Source organism: Pseudomonas sp. SMN11, assembly GCF_052041945.1.
In the GTDB taxonomy this organism is placed as follows: Bacteria; Pseudomonadota; Gammaproteobacteria; order Pseudomonadales; family Pseudomonadaceae; genus Aquipseudomonas.
Genome location: NZ_JBKGGW010000008.1, coordinates 1 through 18,347, shown reverse-complemented (window position 1 = coordinate 18,347; position 18,347 = coordinate 1). Strand labels below are relative to the sequence as shown.

Annotated in this window: 18 protein-coding genes; 15 read left to right on the top strand and 3 right to left on the bottom strand. The window is 62.1% G+C overall.

Annotation, left to right across the window (positions count from 1 at the left end):
• Positions 1–88: 88 nt before the first annotated feature.
• The gene (locus ACLEJU_RS09965; RefSeq protein WP_435423082.1) at positions 89–1,261 is read left to right on the top strand and encodes a pyridoxal phosphate-dependent aminotransferase; all 1,173 of its coding nucleotides are present in this window, start codon (positions 89–91) and stop codon (positions 1,259–1,261) included.
• Between the two features lie 3 nt (positions 1,262–1,264).
• Positions 1,265–1,975 (top strand): DNA/RNA nuclease SfsA, encoded by a 711-nt coding sequence (sfsA, locus tag ACLEJU_RS09960; RefSeq protein WP_435423081.1) that lies wholly within the window; start codon positions 1,265–1,267, stop codon positions 1,973–1,975.
• On the opposite strand, the gene ACLEJU_RS09955 is transcribed toward sfsA, so the two are convergent.
• Positions 1,965–2,282 (bottom strand): Rieske (2Fe-2S) protein, encoded by a 318-nt coding sequence (locus tag ACLEJU_RS09955; protein ID WP_435423080.1) that lies wholly within the window; start codon positions 2,280–2,282, stop codon positions 1,965–1,967. The genes sfsA and ACLEJU_RS09955 overlap by 11 nt on opposite strands.
• 147 nt (positions 2,283–2,429) lie before the next feature.
• On the opposite strand from ACLEJU_RS09955, the gene ACLEJU_RS09950 reads away from it, so the two are divergent.
• Genes ACLEJU_RS09950 through ACLEJU_RS09935 form a run of 4 tightly spaced genes read left to right on the top strand, consistent with a single transcriptional unit; the run spans position 2,430 to position 6,006 of the window.
• Positions 2,430–3,305, top strand: a complete 876-nt coding sequence (locus ACLEJU_RS09950) for a heme/hemin ABC transporter substrate-binding protein (RefSeq protein WP_435423079.1) — start codon at positions 2,430–2,432, stop codon at positions 3,303–3,305.
• Positions 3,306–3,355: 50 nt separating this feature from the next.
• Positions 3,356–4,339, top strand: a complete 984-nt coding sequence (locus tag ACLEJU_RS09945; RefSeq protein WP_435423112.1) for a FecCD family ABC transporter permease — start codon at positions 3,356–3,358, stop codon at positions 4,337–4,339.
• Positions 4,339–5,106 carry a heme ABC transporter ATP-binding protein gene (locus ACLEJU_RS09940; RefSeq protein WP_435423078.1) on the top strand — a complete coding sequence of 256 codons (768 nt, stop codon included), beginning with the start codon at positions 4,339–4,341 and terminating at the stop codon, positions 5,104–5,106. Before ACLEJU_RS09945 ends, ACLEJU_RS09940 begins: the two co-directional genes overlap by 1 nt.
• A 12-nt stretch (positions 5,107–5,118) precedes the next feature.
• Positions 5,119–6,006 (top strand): ChaN family lipoprotein, encoded by an 888-nt coding sequence (locus tag ACLEJU_RS09935; protein ID WP_435423077.1) that lies wholly within the window; start codon positions 5,119–5,121, stop codon positions 6,004–6,006.
• Between the two features lie 201 nt (positions 6,007–6,207).
• Here the strand turns inward: ACLEJU_RS09935 and ACLEJU_RS09930 are convergent, their stop codons facing one another.
• Complete coding sequence (locus ACLEJU_RS09930) at positions 6,208–6,483, bottom strand: TfoX/Sxy family protein (protein WP_103448953.1); 276 nt, start codon at positions 6,481–6,483, stop codon at positions 6,208–6,210.
• A gap of 171 nt (positions 6,484–6,654) precedes the next feature.
• Entirely contained in the window at positions 6,655–8,217 is a 1,563-nt protein-coding gene (locus tag ACLEJU_RS09925) for an AAA family ATPase (protein ID WP_435423076.1), read from the bottom strand.
• Positions 8,218–8,334: 117 nt separating this feature from the next.
• On the opposite strand from ACLEJU_RS09925, the gene mrcB reads away from it, so the two are divergent.
• The 9 genes from mrcB to msrQ all read left to right on the top strand — a co-directional run bounded on the left by mrcB (position 8,335) and on the right by msrQ (position 18,202).
• On the top strand, positions 8,335–10,656 hold the full coding sequence (gene mrcB / locus ACLEJU_RS09920; protein ID WP_435423075.1) for a penicillin-binding protein 1B: 2,322 nt from the start codon (positions 8,335–8,337) through the stop codon (positions 10,654–10,656).
• Positions 10,657–10,672: 16 nt separating this feature from the next.
• Entirely contained in the window at positions 10,673–11,476 is an 804-nt protein-coding gene (locus ACLEJU_RS09915) for a tetratricopeptide repeat protein (protein WP_435423074.1), read from the top strand.
• The gene (locus ACLEJU_RS09910) at positions 11,476–11,808 is read left to right on the top strand and encodes a YqcC family protein (RefSeq protein WP_159408830.1); all 333 of its coding nucleotides are present in this window, start codon (positions 11,476–11,478) and stop codon (positions 11,806–11,808) included. The genes ACLEJU_RS09915 and ACLEJU_RS09910 overlap by 1 nt, the downstream gene beginning before the upstream one ends.
• Positions 11,809–12,215: 407 nt before the next feature.
• Complete coding sequence (locus ACLEJU_RS09905; RefSeq protein ID WP_159408831.1) at positions 12,216–13,940, top strand: acetolactate synthase 3 large subunit; 1,725 nt, start codon at positions 12,216–12,218, stop codon at positions 13,938–13,940.
• A gap of 1 nt (position 13,941) precedes the next feature.
• The gene (gene ilvN / locus ACLEJU_RS09900; RefSeq protein ID WP_003250040.1) at positions 13,942–14,433 is read left to right on the top strand and encodes an acetolactate synthase small subunit; all 492 of its coding nucleotides are present in this window, start codon (positions 13,942–13,944) and stop codon (positions 14,431–14,433) included.
• Between the two features lie 55 nt (positions 14,434–14,488).
• A complete protein-coding gene (ilvC, locus tag ACLEJU_RS09895) occupies positions 14,489–15,505 on the top strand; it encodes a ketol-acid reductoisomerase (protein WP_038706849.1) in 1,017 nt (338 codons plus the stop codon).
• Positions 15,506–15,655: 150 nt separating this feature from the next.
• Positions 15,656–16,498, top strand: coding sequence for a CDP-diacylglycerol--serine O-phosphatidyltransferase (gene pssA / locus ACLEJU_RS09890; protein WP_085677241.1), 843 nt, complete (start codon positions 15,656–15,658; stop codon positions 16,496–16,498).
• Positions 16,499–16,577: 79 nt separating this feature from the next.
• Positions 16,578–17,591, top strand: a complete 1,014-nt coding sequence (gene msrP / locus ACLEJU_RS09885; protein ID WP_435423073.1) for a protein-methionine-sulfoxide reductase catalytic subunit MsrP — start codon at positions 16,578–16,580, stop codon at positions 17,589–17,591.
• Entirely contained in the window at positions 17,591–18,202 is a 612-nt protein-coding gene (msrQ, locus tag ACLEJU_RS09880; RefSeq protein ID WP_435423072.1) for a protein-methionine-sulfoxide reductase heme-binding subunit MsrQ, read from the top strand. Before msrP ends, msrQ begins: the two co-directional genes overlap by 1 nt.
• Positions 18,203–18,347 lie beyond the last annotated feature (145 nt).

The window sequence follows — 18,347 nt, the reverse complement described above, 5'->3', positions numbered from 1 at the left end:
GATCCTAGGTGTTGACCGCAGCGCGCGGCGCACGTTCGGTGCCGTGCAAAGGTAGAATCAACAGTTTAGACCCAATTGAGAGAAGGTCATGGCCCACCCCTACAGTGCGCGCAGCCGCGCCATCGAACCCTTCCACGTCATGGCGTTGCTGGCGCGGGCCAACGAGCTGCAAGCGGCTGGCCATGATGTGATCCACCTGGAAATCGGCGAGCCGGATTTCACCACCGCTGCACCGATCGTCGCTGCCGGCCAGGCCGCACTGGCCGCCGGGCATACCCGCTACACAGCCGCCCGCGGGCTGCCAGCGCTGCGCGAGGCTATCGCCGGCTTCTATGGCCAGCGTTACGGCCTGCAGATCGACCCTGAGCGGATTCTCGTCACCCCGGGCGGCTCCGGGGCGTTGCTGCTGGCCAGCAGCCTGTTGGTCGACCCCGGCAAGCACTGGCTGCTGGCTGACCCAGGTTACCCGTGCAACCGCCACTTCCTGCGCCTGGTCGAGGGCGGCGCGCAGCTGGTGCCGGTGGAGCCGGAGGTCAACTACCAGCTGACCGCCGAGCTGGTCGAACGTTACTGGGACAAGGACAGCGTCGGCGCCCTGGTCGCTTCGCCGGCCAACCCGACGGGCACCGTGCTGGGCCGCGACGAGCTGGCCAGCCTGTCCAAGGCCACCCGTGAGCACCATGGCCACTTGGTGGTGGACGAGATCTACCACGGCCTGACCTACGGAATGGATGCACCGAGTGTGCTGGAAGTGGACGACTCAGCGTTCGTCCTTAATAGTTTTTCCAAGTATTTCGGCATGACCGGCTGGCGGCTCGGCTGGCTGGTGGCGCCCCCCAATGCCGTGGCTGACCTGGAGAAGCTGGCGCAGAATCTCTACATCAGTGCGCCGAGCATGGCCCAGCATGCGGCGCTGGCCTGTTTCCAGCCGGAAACGCTGGCGATTTTCGAAGAGCGCCGTGCCGAATTCGCCCGTCGCCGCGACTACCTGCTGCCAGCCCTGCGTGAACTGGGCTTCCGCATCGCCGTAGAGCCGCAGGGGGCGTTCTACCTGTATGCCGACATCAGCGCGTTCGGTGGCGATGCCTTTGCCTTCTGCCAGCATTTCCTCGAAACCGAGCACCTGGCCTTCACCCCAGGCCTGGACTTCGGCCGCCATCTGGCCGGTCACCATGTGCGTTTTGCCTATACCCAGAGCTTGCCGCGCCTGGAACAGGCAGTCGAGCGCATCGCTCGTGGCCTGAAAAGCTGGCAGGGGTAAAGGGTGTTTTTTCCTCAACTTGAACAAGGGCGCCTGCTGCGCCGCTACAAGCGCTTCCTGGCCGACATCGAACTGGCCAATGGCGAGCAGCTGACCATCCACTGCCCGAATACCGGCTCCATGCTCAATTGCATGCGCGAGGGCGGGCAGGTGTGGTTCAGCCGTTCCAACGACCCCAAGCGCAAGCTGCCAGGTACCTGGGAGATCAGCGAAACGCCCCAGGGCCGCCTGGCCTGCATCAATACCGGGCGCGCCAATGCACTGGTTGAAGAGGCGCTGCACGCCGGGTTGATCCACGAACTGGCCGGTTTCACCGCACTGAAGCGTGAAGTGGCTTACGGCGAAGAGCGCAGTCGGGTGGATTTTCGTCTGGAGTTCGCCGACGGGCCGGCCTATGTCGAGGTCAAGAGCGTGACCCTGGGTTATCCGGAGACTGCCGTCGCGGCATTCCCGGATGCGGTGACCCAGCGTGGCGCCAAGCACCTGCGCGAGTTGGCGGCCTTGGCCCGCCAGGGCATTCGTGCGGTGCAGCTGTACTGCGTGAACCTCACCGACATCGAGGCGGTACGCCCTGCTGAGGAGATCGACTTCGCCTATGCCAACGCCCTGCGCGCAGCAGCGGTGGACGGGGTCGAGGTGCTGGCCTACGGCGTGCGCCTGGATGACCAGCAAATCGTCATTGATCGCCCGCTGCCGGTATTGCTTACCCCTTGAACCAGATGCCCTGGCTGTCCTCATGGCAGTCCAGGGCCTGCAGTATCTCGCCTTCGCAGGGGCCGGCCACGCATTCACCACTGTCTATGAGAAACAGCGCACCATGATGGGCGCAGTGGATCAGGCTGGCGCTGTCGTCGAGAAAGGCGTCTTGCGCCCAGTTCAGCGGGATGCCACGGTGTGGGCAACGGTTGCGGTACAGGTACACCTGGCCCTGTCGGCGCACACCGAACAGGTCGATGCCGTCTACGCTGAAGGCGCGGCTGTGGCCCTCGGACAAGGCTGCGGAAGGACAGAGAAAATGCATTGCAGGGAAGGCTCGTGAAACAAGTGATGGCTTGACGCGTCAATGCGAATAATTATCAAATTGCCCGCATTTGCTGCGCCGGCCGCCTATGGTGCGCAGTTCCGCCGCTCGCCACAAGGCGTGTGGCCCGCCTTCAGAAGGAATCCGATGATGCGCCGTCCCGCTGCCTTGCTCGCCCTGTGCGCAGCTTTCGTTGCTTCAACCCAGGCACTGGCCGCCGAATTGCCGCAGCGCTGGGTCAGCGCTGGCGGGGCGTTGAGCGAGTGGATCACTGAGCTGGGCGGGGAGCGACACCTGGTGGGTGTAGATACCACCAGCCAGCACCCTGACTCGCTGAAGGCCTTGCCGAGTATCGGTTATCAGCGGCAGTTGTCGGCCGAGGGCATTCTCAGCCTGCGCCCGGATGTGCTGGTGGGCACCGATGAGATGGGGCCGCCACCCGTGCTGGCGCAGGTGCGCAAGGCAGGTGTGCGGGTCGAATTGTTCTCCAGCCAGGCCGAGCTGGCTGCCGTGGACGAGAACCTCAAGCACCTGGGTACCTTGCTGGGGGCCGAGGAAAAAGCCGCTCAGTTGGCGGCGGGCTATCACCAGCAACTCGAAGCGCTGCAGTTGAAGGTCAAGCAGGCTCAGCAAAGCCATCAGGTCCCGGGTGTGTTGCTGCTGGTCGGACATGCTGGCGCCAAGCCATTGATTGCCGGGCAGGGCACCGCGGGTGACTGGGTGTTGCGCCAGGCGGGGGCTCGCAACCTGGCTGAGCACCAAGGCTACAAGAACTTTTCCATCGAGGCACTGGCGGCGCTCGACCCGGATGTCGTGGTGTTCTCTGATCGTGCGCTGAGCGGCGAGCAGGCCTTGCAGGCGTTGCTCAAGGAAAACCCGGCCCTGGCTGCTTCCCGTGCCGTGCGCGACAAGCGCCTGGTGTCGCTCGACCCGACATTGCTGGTGGGGGGCCTTGGCCCGCGCCTGCCAACCGCCCTGCAGGAATTGGCGACTGCGTTCTACCCGGCAAGCGCCGCTAAATGAAACAACGGATTCAGCCGCGAACACTGTTTGTTTGCCTGACATTGCTGTGCCTGCTGGCGGTGTGGCTGTCGCTGGCTCTTGGGCCGGTCAGCCTGCCGCTGTGGGATACCTTGCGCGTCGGCCTGCGTTTGCTCGGGCTGCCGATTGCCCCTGATGGCCTGGAGCAGGCTGAAATGATCCTTGGCCAGATCCGCCTGCCACGCACGTTGCTGGGGTTGGCTGTGGGGGCTGTGCTGGCGTTGTCCGGCGTGGCAATGCAGGGCCTGTTTCGCAATCCGCTGGCCGATCCGGGCCTGGTCGGCGTCGCCAGCGGCGCGGCGTTGGGAGCGGCGGTGGCGATTGTCGGTGGCAGCTGGCTTGGCGGCATTCCGGAATGGTTTGGCCCGTACCTGCTGTCGGCCTGTGCGTTCATCGGCGGGCTGGGGGTGACGGCGCTGGTGTACCGCCTGGGACGGCGCGATGGCCAGACCAACGTCGCCACCATGCTGCTGGCGGGTATCGCACTGACGGCGTTGGGCGGCTCGGCAGTGGGGTTGTTCACCTACCTCGCCGATGACGCGACGTTGCGCACGCTGACGTTCTGGAACCTGGGCAGTCTCAATGGTGCAAGCTACGAGCGGCTCTGGCCACTGTTGCTGGTGGCGGCAGGTGTGGCGCTGTGGCTGCCGCGCCGGGCCCAGGCGCTCAACGCGTTGCTGCTTGGTGAGTCGGAAGCGCGGCACTTGGGTATCGAGGTGGAGCGGCTCAAGCGTGAACTGGTGTTCTGTACGGCATTGGGGGTTGGCGCCGCCGTTGCCGCAGCAGGGCTCATCGGCTTCGTTGGCCTGGTGGTGCCGCATCTGGTGCGGTTGTTGGCTGGCCCCGACCATAGGGTCTTGTTGCCAGCCTCGTTGCTGACTGGCGGGGCGTTGCTTTTGTTCGCCGACCTGGTGGCGCGCCTGGCGCTGGCGCCGGCCGAGCTGCCCATTGGTATCGTGACCGCTTTCATTGGTGCACCGTTCTTTCTGTTCTTGCTGGTTCGAGGGCGCAACTGATGCTTGAAGTCCAAGGCCTGCATCTGCGCCGCGGCAGCAACGAGGTGCTGCATGACATTAATCTGCAGCTGTTACCTGGCCAGGTGCTGGGTGTGCTGGGGCCCAATGGCGCGGGCAAGAGCAGCCTGCTGGGCGCATTGTGCGGTGAGCTCACGCCAAACCACGGGCAGGTGACCCTGCAGGGCAAAGCTTTGGCCGATTGGCCGGGGCAGGCGCGGGCACAGCGCTTGGCAGTGTTGCCACAGGTTTCCAGCCTGGGCTTCGCCTTTCGCGTCGAGGAAGTGGTCGGCATGGGCCGACTGCCTCATGGTAGTGGTCAGCTGCGTGACCGGGAGATTGTCGAGGCGGCGTTGCGTGCGGCAGATGCCTGGCATCTGGTCGAGCGCAGCTACCTGGCGCTGTCGGGCGGCGAGCGCCAGCGCGTGCACCTGGCCCGGGTGCTCGCCCAGTTGTGGCCGGGTGAGCAGGGCGCGACGTTGTTGCTCGACGAGCCAACCTCGATGCTCGACCCTTTGCACCAGCACACGACGCTGCAGGCTGTGCGCAGTTTTGCCGATCGCGGCGCGGCAGTGCTGGTGATCCTGCATGACCTCAACCTCGCGGCGCGTTACTGTGATCGCATCCTGTTGCTGCAGGACGGGCGCTGCCATGCCCTGGCCACGCCGCAAGCCGTACTGACCCCTGCATCACTCAAGGCCGTTTTCGGTATCGACGTGCTGGTGCAGGCGCACCCGGAGCGGGGCCACCCGCTGATCATCACCCGCTAGGAGGCACTGCCCATGGCTCACCCTTCGCTCCGCGGTTCATTGCTGTGCCTGGCGCTGGCACTGGGTGGCTGCCAGGCCAGCTTGCCGCCGTTGCCTGCCTGGCAGAGCAGCGAAGGGCGCGATAGCGCCGAGCTGGGGCAGATTCACGATCTGGCCAGCGGACGAGTGATCAGCCCTGAACAGCTGATTGAGGGCCTGGCCGGTGCGTCGCGGGTGTTGATCGGCGAGAAGCATGACAACCCGGATCATCACGCCTTGCAGCTGTGGTTGATGCGTGCGCTGCAGCAACGTCGGCCGCAGGGCAGCCTGCTGCTGGAAATGCTGCAACCCGAGCAGCAGGCCCGCGTCGATGCGCTCGCGGGTCAGGCGCAGTTGCCGCAGGACCTGCCCAAGGCCCTGGCCTGGGAAGATGGCTGGGACTGGCAGCTTTACGGGCCCATCGTGCGAGAGGCCGTGAAACAGCATGTGCCGCTGCTGGCGGCCAACCTGTCACCCAGCGAAATGCGCCAGGTCTATCGGCATCCGGCGGCGCTGTCGGGAACACGGTCAAATGCGCCTGCGGTGAGGGCGGCACTGCTCGAACAAGTGAAGCAGGGGCATTGTGGCCTGCTGCCGGAAAGCCAGCTGCCAGCGATGCTGGCCGTGCAACAGCAGCGGGATCGGCGTATGGCCGAACGGCTGCTGGCGGCGCCGCAGCCGGCATTGCTGTTCGCCGGTGCGTACCATGCGCGCAAGGACCTGGGGGTGCCTTTGCACCTTGCCGATCTGGGTGCGACAGGCGAGAGCAAGGTTGTGCTGCTGGCCGAGGTGGGCGAGCAGATAGAGCCTGGGATGGCCGACTATGTCTGGTACACGGCGGCGATGCCGGAGCAGGACTACTGCGCACAATTGCGCCAATAACGGTTACAAGCCCGGGCGGGGTAAATCGGCGGCCAAAAAAAGACCCGGCAAAATGCCGGGTCAATAACCGTGATTAGCCTGATGAGGAGATAATCTGAGAGTCCGAACCAGGGGCTCTTAGCTTATCCAACCAGTCTCGCGACCAGTTGTGATAATCATAACGATTCTCATTACAGCGTCAATCCCCTTCGTGTGTTTATTTCAGATTTTTTTGGGGATTGGGCATTTGGCATCGAGTTGTTGATTGAGCGCTTCCTTGCGTTCGGCTGGCAAATCGTTCCAGTGCATATCCAGCAATGCACCTTCAATGGCGTACAACAGCACCTTCGACGCCCGGAAACCTCGGGTTTTCACAGCCTGATAGGCACCCACCGCGCCCAACCGGCGCAAGTCCGATGCGCTGTGGATACCGGCCGCATGCAACCACTGCGCAGAGGTCTTGCCAAGATTTTTCAGGTGCTGCAATTCATCGTTCATCGAGCCTCCTTGCGATGGCTGAACGGGTCTAGGGGATAAATCGCGAGCAGGTCTGAGAGGAGTGTAGCGGGGGTTGGGAAATGCGCGGCCTTTTGCCATCGGGGACGACGAGCTGTCCTGGCCGGCGGAGCACCTGCTCCGGCAACAGGCCGGAACAGGTGTAAAGCGAACTTACAGGCCTGGCAGACGCTGGCGAATCTGGTCGATCACCTGGTCCATGCCGCTGGCTTCCTGGGTATCGATGCGGGTGCTGAGTGCCAGCTCTTGGGCATCCAGTGGCTCACGGCTGGCCTGTTGGGCCTTGACCACCTCCAGGGTGGCATCCGACGGGTCGCTATTCTCGGCCTGGCGCTGTTCCAGCCAGCTGGCGATCACCGCTTCCGGGGCGTGGCAGTCGAGGATCAGGAACGGTACGCCGGTGTCGTTGGCCACGGCTGCAGCGTCCTGGCGCTGTTCAGCCTTGAGGTATGTGGCATCGAGCACCACCGGGAAACCGGCACGCAAGATCGTCGCCGCCAGCTCGTGCAGGCGCTGGTAGGTTGCCACGCTGGCGTCCTGGTCATAGATGCCGGCAGCCAGTTGACCGGCGTTTGGCGCTTGCTGCTCACCGAACAGGCGCTTGCGTTCCACATCCGAACGCACGCGAACCGCGCCCAGCGCTTCGACCAGGCGCATGGCCACGTGGCTCTTGCCCACTGCTGAGACACCATGGGTGATCGCCAGCAGGCGGGAAGGGATGGCGCTGTAGCTTTCCGCCAGGTTGGCGTAGTTGCGGTAGGTGCGCAGGGTGGTGGCGCGCTGCACGGCGTCGGCATCGGCCGACAGGCTGAACAGGGCGACCTTGGCCCGTACCAGAGCGCGGTAGGCCTTGTAGAAGTTCAGCAGTTCCAGGCCGGCGTAGTCGCCGGTCAGCTCCAGGTACTGGCTGATGAAGCGCCGGGCCAGGCACTTGAGGCCGCGGTCTTCCAGGTCCATGGCCAGGAAGCCGACGTCGGCGTAGACGTCCGTCAGGCGGAACGGCTCGTTGAACTCGATGCAATCGAAGATCACCACCTTGCCGTCGATCAGGGTGGCGTTGCCCAGGTGAATGTCACCGTGGCATTCACGGATGAAGCCATCGGCCTTGCGCGCCTGCAGCAGGCCATGCAGGCGCTCGAAGCTGCTGCGCGCCCAGGCCTGGAGGTTGTCCAGCTGCAGCAGGTCGGCTTTTTCGCTGAGGAACGGGCGGATCTGCTCGAAGTTCTGCTCGACCGGTGCCATCACGCTTTCCGGGGTGCCCAGCGGATGCTCCGGCGACACTTTCGGTGCCTGCAGGTGGAATTCGGCAATCTGCTGGGCCATCTGATCGATGTGGCCGGTATGCAGCTCGCCATTGGCCTGCAGGGTGCTGAGCATCTGGCCCTGGGGGAACTGGCGCATTTTCAGTGCATATTCGATCGCATCGCCTTCACCACCGATCTGTGGCGCTTCGGCACTGCCGGTGATCGGCAGGACTTCAAGGTACAGGCCCTCGGTCAAGCGCTGGTTCAGGCGCAACTCTTCGTTACAGAAATGCTGGCGCTGGTCCAGGCTGGTGAAGTCGAGGAAACCGAAGTTCATCGGCTTCTTGATCTTGTAGGCGTACTCGCCGGTGAGCAAGACCCAGGAGATGTGCGTCTCAATGAGCTGGAACCCGTCCACGGGGTGAGGGTATAGGGCTGGGTTCTGCAACGCGTTGATCAAGGCTTGGCTCACTAGAAATCCTTCCGGGGGCAGGGAATTCGAAAGCGCCATTATGGTCAATGGTGCCGTCCCTGCCTACCGCCAGAGGGCGCCTGCCTACCCTTTATAAAGTGCGTATAATCCGCCGCCATGACTCGAACCCGAAATCCTCGTACCCCTCAGAAACGCCCGACCGGCCGCTCGCGCGCCTGGCTGGGCTGGGCCTTGAAGCTCAGCCTGGTCGGCCTGGTGATCGTCGCTGGCTTCGCGGTTTACCTCGATGCTGTCGTTCAGGAGAAGTTCTCCGGCAAGCGCTGGACCATCCCGGCCAAGGTGTATGCCCGGCCGCTGGAGCTCTTCAGCGGCCAGAAACTGAGCAAGAGCGACTTCCTCACCGAGCTCGACGCCCTCGGCTACCGGCGTGAAAGCGCGGCCAACGGCCCGGGTGCGGCGGCGGTCAACGGCAATACCGTCGACCTCAACACTCGCGGATTCCAGTTCTACGAGGGCATGGAACCTGCGCAGTTCGTGCGTGTACGCTTCTCCGGCGACTACGTGGCGAACCTTGCCGGTGCGAACGGCAAGAAGCTCGATGTGGTACGCCTCGAACCGCTGATGATCGGCGGTATCTACCCGAAGAACCTCGAAGACCGCATCCTGATCAAGATCGACCAGGTGCCGCCGTACCTGCTCGAGACCTTGGTCGCCACCGAGGACCGGGACTTCTACAGCCACTTCGGTGTGTCACCCAAGTCCATCGCCCGAGCCATGTGGGTCAACACCTCGGCAGGCTCCATGCGCCAGGGCGGCAGCACCCTTACCCAGCAGCTGGTGAAGAACTTCTACCTGACCAGCGAGCGTAGCCTCAGCCGCAAGCTGACCGAAGCGATGATGGCCGTGCTCCTGGAGATGCACTACGACAAGCGCGAGATCCTCGAGGCCTACCTGAACGAAGTGTTCGTCGGCCAGGATGGTCAGCGCGCGGTGCATGGCTTCGGCCTGGCCAGCCAGTTCTTCTTCAGCCAGCCGCTGTCGGAACTGAAACTGCACCAGATCGCCTTGCTGGTAGGCATGGTCAAAGGGCCGTCCTATTACAACCCGCGGCGCTACCCTGACCGCGCTCTGGCGCGGCGCAACCTGGTGCTCGACCTGGTGGCCGAGCAGGGCGTGGCCAGCCAGGCGGAAGTCGATGCGGCGAAGAAGATGCCGCTGGGCGTGACCAAACGCGGCAGCCTCGCCGACAGCTCGTTCCCGGCTTTCCTTGACCTGGTCAAGCGTCAGCTGCGCCAGGACTACCGCGACGAAGACTTGACCGAAGAAGGCCTGCGCATCTTCACCAGCTTCGACCCGATCCTGCAAATGAAAGCCGAAACCTCCATGGCCGAAACCTTCAAGCGCCTGGCCGGGCGCAAGGGGGCCGACGAGGTGGAATCGGCGATGGTCGTGACCAACCCGGAAACCGGCGAAGTGCAGGCACTGATCGGTAGCCGTCAGTCTGGCTTTGCCGGTTTCAACCGTGCCATTGATGCGGTGCGGCCAATTGGCTCGTTGGTCAAGCCGGCGGTCTACCTGACCGCGTTGGAACAGCCAAGCAAGTACACCCTGACCACCTGGGTGCAGGATGAGGCGTTCTCGGTGAAGGGCGCCGACGGCCAGGTGTGGCGCCCGCAAAACTATGACCGGCGCTCGCACGGTACGATCTACCTGTACCAGGGCCTGGCCAACTCGCTGAACCTGTCAACCGCGAAACTCGGCCTGGAAGTGGGTGTGCCGAACGTGATCAAGACCATCGGCCGCCTCGGCGTCAATGTCGACTGGCCAGCCTTCCCGGCAATGCTGCTGGGCGCTGGCGGCATGTCGCCAATGCAGGTCGCGACCATGTACCAGACCATCGCCAACGGTGGCTTCAATACGCCGATGCGTGGCATTCGCAGCGTGCTCACCGCCGAAGGCGAACCGCTCAAGCGCTACCCGTTCCAGATCCAGCAGACCTTCGACCCAGGTTCCATCTACCTGGTGCAGAACGCCATGCAGCGGGTGATGCGTGAGGGTACCGGCCGCTCGGTCTACAACGTGCTGCCAAGCTCGCTGACCCTGGCGGGCAAGACCGGTACCAGTAACGACTCGCGCGACAGCTGGTTCTCCGGCTTCAGCCAGGACCTGCTGGCCGTGGTGTGGATGGGCCGTGACGATAACGGCAAAACGCCATTTACCGGTGCCACTGGCGCCTTGCAGGTCTGGACCAGCTTCATGAAGAAGGCCGACCCGCTGCCGTTGGACATGCCGCAGCCAGACAACGTGGTGCAGGCGTGGATCGATCCATACAGCGGCAAAGGTTCCGACAGTAGCTGTCCGGGGGCCGTACAGATGCCGTATATTCGCGGCAGCGAACCGCCTGCCGGTGCAACCTGCGGCGGCGAGCAGAATCCGGCAGAATCGGTCATGGACTGGGTCAAGGGCTGGATGAACTAAGCCCTGAGCAGTATTGATGAGGTGTGAATTGAATAAGTGGCTGTTTCCTGCCGTGACGGCGTTGGTAGTGCTCCAGGGTTGCTCCAGCGTGCAGCGTGGCAACATCCCGGTGGTGGACTCGAGCACCCGGGTGTCCAATAGTGAGCGTGTCCAGGCCAATCGTTCGGCAGCGGGCATGAGCAACGGCACCGCGCAGGCGCAGTCGCTGCCCGAAGACTCCGGCGTGACCGTGATGATTCCGCAAGGCGCCGGTGCCGCTGGCATCCAGACCTTCCCGGCAGGCAACGGCGCGGCGCCTATCAGCACCGGCCCTATTACGCCGGGCCCTGTCACTTCGGGCCCGGTCAGTTCGGCACCGATGACCACCAACCCCAACCCGATCGCTGACGAACCGTTCGATATCGCTTCGATGAACAGCGCTCCAGCGGCTTCCAGTGCACCAACCGGCATTCCGCGCAGCAACCCGACTTCCGGTGGCCTCTCAGCCGATGAACAGCTCGATGGCCCGGTGCTGGCACTGCTCACCACTGCCCAGTCGCAGCAGGGTAGCGGTGATTACAATGGTGCCGCCTCGAGCTTGGAGCGCGCCCAGCGCATCGCCCCGCGCGAGCCGCAGGTACTGTTCCGCCTGGCCCAGGTGCGCCTGTCCCAAGGCGACGCGCCCCAGGCCGAGCAACTGGCCCGCCGTGCGCTGACTTACGCCAATGGTCGCCCGGACCTGCAGTCCGAACTGTGGAACACCATCGCCCAGGCCCGCGAGAAGCAGGGTGACAGCGCCGGTGCCGCGCTGGCGCGGCAGAAAGCACGGGTCAACTCGTGATGGTCGAACAACGCATTCTCGATATCGCCGACCATCTGCTGCTCATCGAGCGTGAGCTGCAGGTGCAGGGCTGGTGGGATAGCGAGCCGCCCAGCGACGAAGCGCTGGCCAGTACCGTGCCGTTCGCGGTCGACACGCTCAGCTTCGAGCAGTGGCTACAGTGGATCTTCCTGCCGCGAATGAAGATCATCATCGAGCTCGGCCACCCGCTGCCAAATGCCTCGAGCATCTTGGTGATGGCAGAAACCGTGTTTACCAATCGTCCGGAAGAAAGTCGCGAGCTGCGCCGGCTGTTGGCAGCATTCGATCAATTGATTGCTCCTTCCGCCTGATTTCTTCAGTTTTTCCTTCAAGGGCCGCAGATTGTGGCCCTTTTTTGTGGAAATCTTATTTTTTCTGCTGCTGACTCGGTTTTTAGTGGTGGCAGGAATTCATCTTGGGGAAAAATTGGCAATAATTTTTCTTGACTTGTAGGCGCCAAATCACAAGAATCCAGATTCCGCTGTAGAGGGACTGCCAGAAGCAGACCCGCTAAGCAGATCATGAGGCGCATACCCGCGCCGCCTGTTACACCCCGCAACGCGTTACCTCGCGCTGGGTGGGAACCCCCCGCAACACTCTGGGGAGCTCCCAATACTTGCTCAGTCAGTGCTGACGTTCGCTCATGCTCTGCTTGGCAGTAAACCTATTAAGACCCGTCCACTAGGGGCGGTATTCTGGCGTTTTAGAGGTGAACAACGTGGAGCTTTTATCTGGCGCTGAAATGGTCGTCCGCTTCTTGCGTGACGAAGGCGTTAAGCACATCTACGGGTACCCTGGTGGTGCTCTCCTTCATGTTTACGACGCGCTGTTCAAAGAGCCGGAAGTGGAACACATCCTGGTTCGCCACGAACAAGCGGCAACCCATATGGCGGACGGCTACGCCCGCGCCACCGGCAAGGCCGGTGTGGTGCTGGTAACCTCCGGCCCGGGCGCGACCAATGCCATTACCGGTATTGCCACCGCCTACATGGATTCGATTCCGATGGTCATTCTGTCCGGCCAGGTGCCTAGCACCATGGTGGGTACCGATGCCTTCCAGGAAACCGACATGATCGGTATCTCGCGGCCGATCGTGAAGCACAGCTTCATGATCAAGAATCCGACCGAGATCCCTGAGGTACTCAAGAAAGCCTTCTACCTGGCGCAATCCGGTCGCCCAGGCCCGGTCGTGGTCGACATTCCAAAAGATATGACCAATCCGGCCGAGAAGTTCGAATACGTCTATCCGAAGAAGGTCAAGCTGCGCTCGTACAGCCCGGCTGTGCGTGGTCACTCCGGCCAGATCCGCAAGGCTGCCGAGATGCTCCTGGCCGCCAAACGGCCGATCGTCTACGCCGGTGGTGGTGTGATCCTCGGCGGTGGCTCCGAAGCGCTGACCGAAATCGCCAAGTCGCTGAACCTGCCCGTCACCAACACCCTGATGGGGCTGGGTGGCTTTCCGGGTACCGACCGTCAGTTCCTCGGCATGCTCGGCATGCACGGTAGCTTCACCGCCAACATGGCCATGCACAATGCCGACGTGATCTTCGCGGTTGGTGCGCGTTTCGATGACCGCGTGGTCAACGGCCCGGCCAAGTTCTGCCCGAACGCCAAGATCATCCATGTCGACATCGACCCTGCGTCGATCTCCAAGATGATCAAGGCTGACGTGCCTATCGTCGGCCCGGTAGACAGCGTGCTCAGCGAAATGCTCGGCATCCTCAAGGAAATCGGCGAGCAGCCTGACAAGGCGGCGCTGGATGCCTGGTGGAAGCAGATCGACGAGTGGCGTGGCGATGGCGAACTGTTCCCTTACGACAAGGGCGACGGCAACGTCATCAAGCCGCAGAAAGTCATCGAGACGCTGTGCGAAGTGACCCATGGCGATGCCTTCGTCACCTCCGACGTTGGCCAGCACCAGATGTTCGCGGCGCAGTACTACCGCTTCAACAAGCCGAACCGCTGGATCAACTCCGGTGGCCTGGGCACCATGGGCTTCGGCTTCCCGGCGGCAATGGGCGTCAAGCTCAACTTCCCGGATCAGGACGTGGCCTGCGTGACGGGCGAAGGCAGCATCCAGATGAACATCCAGGAACTGTCCACCTGCATGCAGTACGGCTTGCCGGTGAAGATCGTCAACCTGAACAACGGTGTGCTGGGCATGGTCCGCCAATGGCAGGACATGGCCTACAACGGTCGTCACTCGCACTCGTACGTCGAGTCGCTGCCTGACTTCATCAAGCTGGCCGAGGCTTATGGCCATGTGGGTATCCGCATCACCAGCCTGAAGGACCTCAAGCCGAAGCTGGAAGAAGCGTTTGCGATGAAGGACCGCCTGGTGTTCATCGACATCGCGGTTGACCGCAGCGAGCACGTCTATCCGATGCAGATCAAGGATGGCTCGATGCGTGACATGTGGCTGAGCAAGACGGAGCGTACCTGATATGCGGCACATCATTTCCCTGCTGCTGGAAAACGAACCCGGTGCTCTGTCCCGCGTGGTCGGCCTGTTCTCCCAGCGCAACTACAACATTGAAAGCCTGACCGTGGCGCCGACCGAAGACCCGACCCTGTCGCGTCTGACGCTGACCACCGTTGGCCATGACGAAGTGATCGAACAGATCACCAAGAACCTGAACAAGCTGGTCGAAGTGGTGAAACTCGTCGACCTGTCGGAAAGCGCTCACATCGAGCGTGAACTGATGCTGGTCAAGGTCAAGGCCACCGGTGCCCAACGCGCCGAGATCAAGCGCACCACGGATATCTTCCGTGGCCAGATCGTCGATGTGACCGCCAGCGTGTACACCGTGCAACTGAGCGGCACTAGCGACAAACTGGACAGCTTCATCCAGGCGATCGGCACTGCATCGATTCTCGAAACCGTGCGCAGCGGCGTTACCGGCATTGCCCGTGGCGACAAAGTGCTCAGCATCTAAATTCAAAAATTAGCGATGGCTCCGCAGGGGCCGAGATATAACCAGGGGTATTTTCATGAAAGTTTTCTACGATAAAGACTGCGACCTTTCCATCATCCAAGGTAAGAAAGTCGCCATCATCGGTTACGGTTCCCAGGGCCACGCTCAGGCGTGCAACCTGAAGGACTCCGGTGTAGACGTTACCGTCGGTCTGCGTAAAGGTTCGGCTACCGTTGCCAAGGCCGAAGCCCACGGCCTGAAAGTTGCCGACGTGGCTTCCGCCGTCGCTGCTGCCGACCTGGTGATGATCCTGACCCCGGACGAGTTCCAGGGCCAGCTGTACAAGAACGAGATCGAGCCGAACATCAAGAAGGGCGCCACCCTGGCCTTCTCCCACGGCTTCTCGATTCACTACAACCAGGTTGTTCCGCGTGCCGACCTTGACGTGATCATGATCGCGCCGAAGGCCCCGGGCCACACCGTTCGCTCCGAGTTCGTCAAAGGCGGCGGCATCCCTGACCTGATCGCTATCTACCAGGACGCCTCGGGCAATGCCAAGAACGTCGCCCTGTCCTACGCCGCTGGCGTCGGTGGCGGCCGTACCGGCATCATCGAAACCACCTTCAAGGACGAGACCGAAACCGACCTGTTCGGTGAGCAGGCTGTTCTGTGCGGTGGTACCGTCGAGTTGGTCAAAGCCGGTTTCGAAACCCTGGTCGAAGCTGGCTACGCGCCAGAAATGGCCTACTTCGAGTGCCTGCACGAGTTGAAGCTGATCGTTGACCTCATGTACGAAGGCGGCATCGCCAACATGAACTACTCGATCTCCAACAACGCCGAGTACGGTGAGTACGTTACCGGTCCGGAAGTCATCAACGAAGAATCCCGCAAGGCCATGCGCAATGCTCTGAAGCGCATCCAGGACGGCGAGTACGCGAAGATGTTCATCTCCGAAGGTGCTACCAACTACCCATCGATGACCGCCAAGCGCCGCAACAACGCCGCTCACGGCATCGAAATCATCGGCGAGCAACTGCGTTCGATGATGCCGTGGATCTCGGCTAACAAAATCGTCGACAAGACCAAGAACTAAGTCTTATCGAAAGATGAAAAACGCGGCTTCGGCCGCGTTTTTTCGTTCTGGCAGTCAGCTTCTGGTATAAAGCAGACCAGTGGCTCGCCGTCAGAACCTGTTTCGCGGGCCCGTGTCGAACATTTTCCATCCTGTTGCAAGGTACCCTCCATGAGCGAACGTCCCGAAGAGCCGAACAAGCCCTCCGACGCCGAAAGCCTGCTACCTGTCGATGAGCACGTTGAAGAAGGGCATGACGCCGAAGGGCGCAAGGTGCGCCATCGCGGCATCTATCTGCTGCCCAACCTGTTCACTACCGCCAACCTGTTTGCCGGCTTCTATTCCATCATCAGCTCGATGAGTGCGCAGAGCGCTGGCGACCCACGCGAGGCGAGCAAGTATTTCGCCTTCGCTGCCATTGCGATTTTCGTGGCCATGGTGCTCGACGGCCTCGATGGCCGCGTGGCGCGCATGACCAATACCCAGAGTGCCTTCGGTGCCGAGTACGACTCGCTGTCGGACATGGTTGCCTTCGGCGTGGCCCCGGCCTTGCTGGCCTTTGGCTGGGCGCTGGGTGACATGGGCAAGGTCGGCTGGATGGTCGCCTTCATCTATGTTGCCGGTGCTGCGTTGCGTCTGGCGCGGTTCAATACCCAGGTCGGCACTGCCGACAAACGCTACTTCATCGGCCTGGCCAGCCCGGCCGCCGCCGGTGTGGTCGCCGGTACCGTCTGGGCCTTCAGCGACTACGGCATCCAGGGCTCCAAGCTATCGTTCCTGGTGGCCCTGCTGGTTGCAGCTGCCGGCATGCTGATGGTCAGTAACATCAAGTACAACAGCTTCAAGGAGCTGGACCTCAAGGGGCGTGTGCCGTTCGTGGCGATCCTCGCGGTGGTGCTGGTGTTTGCCGTGGTGTTCAGCGACCCGCCGCGCATCTTGCTGCTGATCTTCCTCGCCTACGCGGCATCCGGGCCGATCCAGTTCCTGCTGCGGGCTCGCCGGCGCAAAGCGTGAAAATCACTTAATGCTGGAATAACCCTCCGGCTCCATAGTCTTACTGGTACATCCGTTATCCAGTGCTGTGGAGCCGACCATGCTCATCAAGCTTCCCAGGTCTTCCGACTGCAAGGCAGCGGAGATCACCCCCGAAGGCATCTACCTTTCCCGTCGTACCCTGCTCGGTAGCTCACTGGCCGGCCTGGCCCTGGGCGCGCTGCCGGGTGGGGCGAGTGCGGCTGATGAGTCGCGCTATGCCGATGTGGCGCCCGGCGCAGCGCCAGGCTGGTTCACCGACAAGCTCGCTGCTGCACGCTGGCAGGCGGTGACAGTCAAGGATGAGCCGATCACGCCGTTCAAGGACGCCACCCACTACAACAACTTCTACGAGTTCGGGCCCGACAAGGGTGACCCGGTTGCCAATGGTGACAGCCTGAAGACAGCGCCCTGGTCGGTCGTGGTGGATGGCGAGGTGGGCAAGCCGGGGCGCTATGCGCTGGAAGACTTCGTCAAACCTCATCAGCTTGAAGAGCGCATCTACCGACTGCGTTGTGTCGAGGCGTGGTCGATGGTCATTCCGTGGTTGGGTTTTCCCTTGGCGCAGGTGCTCAAGCAGGTCGAGCCGACTTCGAAAGCGCGCTATGTACGCTTCGAGACATTGAAGGATCCGCAGCACATGCCCGGGCAGCGATCGGGCTTTGCCCTGATCGACTGGCCGTATAGAGAAGGCTTGCGCCTGGATGAGGCGATGCATCCGCTGGCGATACTGGCCGTAGGGATGTATGGCCGAGAGCTGCCCAACCAGAATGGTGCACCGTTACGTCTGGTGGTGCCTTGGAAATACGGCTTCAAAAGCATCAAGTCGATCGTGCGAATCAGCCTGGTGGCGGAGCAGCCAGGGACCACCTGGCAAGGGCTGGCTCCGGATGAGTATGGCTTCTACGCCAATGTGAATCCGACTGTTGACCATCCGCGTTGGACTCAGGCTCGCGAACGGCGTTTGCCCAGTGGGCTGTTCAGCCCCAATGTGCGACAGACACAGATGTTCAATGGCTACGCCGATGAAGTGGCGTCGTTGTATACCGGGCTCGATCTGCGGAAGAACTATTGATGCGCTATCCCTGGTTTCGGCTTGCCGTCTTTGTAGTGGGGAGTCTGTTCCCTGCATGGTGGCTGTATGAGGCGGCGATGAATCTGCTGGGGCCGGACCCCGGGAAGATCATCATGGATCGGCTGGGCCTTGGGGCATTGACCTTTCTACTTGTCACCCTTGGCATGACGCCGCTGCAGAAGCTGACGGGGTGGCCGGGCTGGATCGTTGTGCGGCGGCAGCTGGGGTTGTGGGTGTTTGTCTATATCGTGCTGCACATCCTGGCCTATCTGTTCTTTATTCTTGGTCTGGATTGGGGGCAGTTGACGGTCGAGCTGCGCAAGCGGCCTTACATTATTGTGGGGGCGCTGGGGTTCCTTGGGTTGCTGGTGCTGGCGGTCACCTCGAATCGGTATAGCCAGCGGCGACTGGGGGCGCGGTGGAAGAAGTTGCACAAGCTGGTGTATGGGGTGCTTGGCCTGGGGTTGCTGCACTTCCTGTGGATCGTTCGCTCGGATCTGAGGGAATGGGCTATTTATGCATCCATTGGTGCTCTGCTCATGTTGATGCGGGTTCCAGTGGTTTCACGGGTGCTGCCGCGGATTGCCCGGAGGCAGGGGAGGGCGGTTTGAAATGTTTTTGAAAGAAAGGGGTTGACGCGCTTTCGAATCCCCTTATAATGCGCCCCACTTCCAGCGACATCGGAACGACAAACTCCTTGAGATTCAATGAGTTAGGTAGTTAAGATGAGGTCGGAGGCGCTTTGATCGAAATATC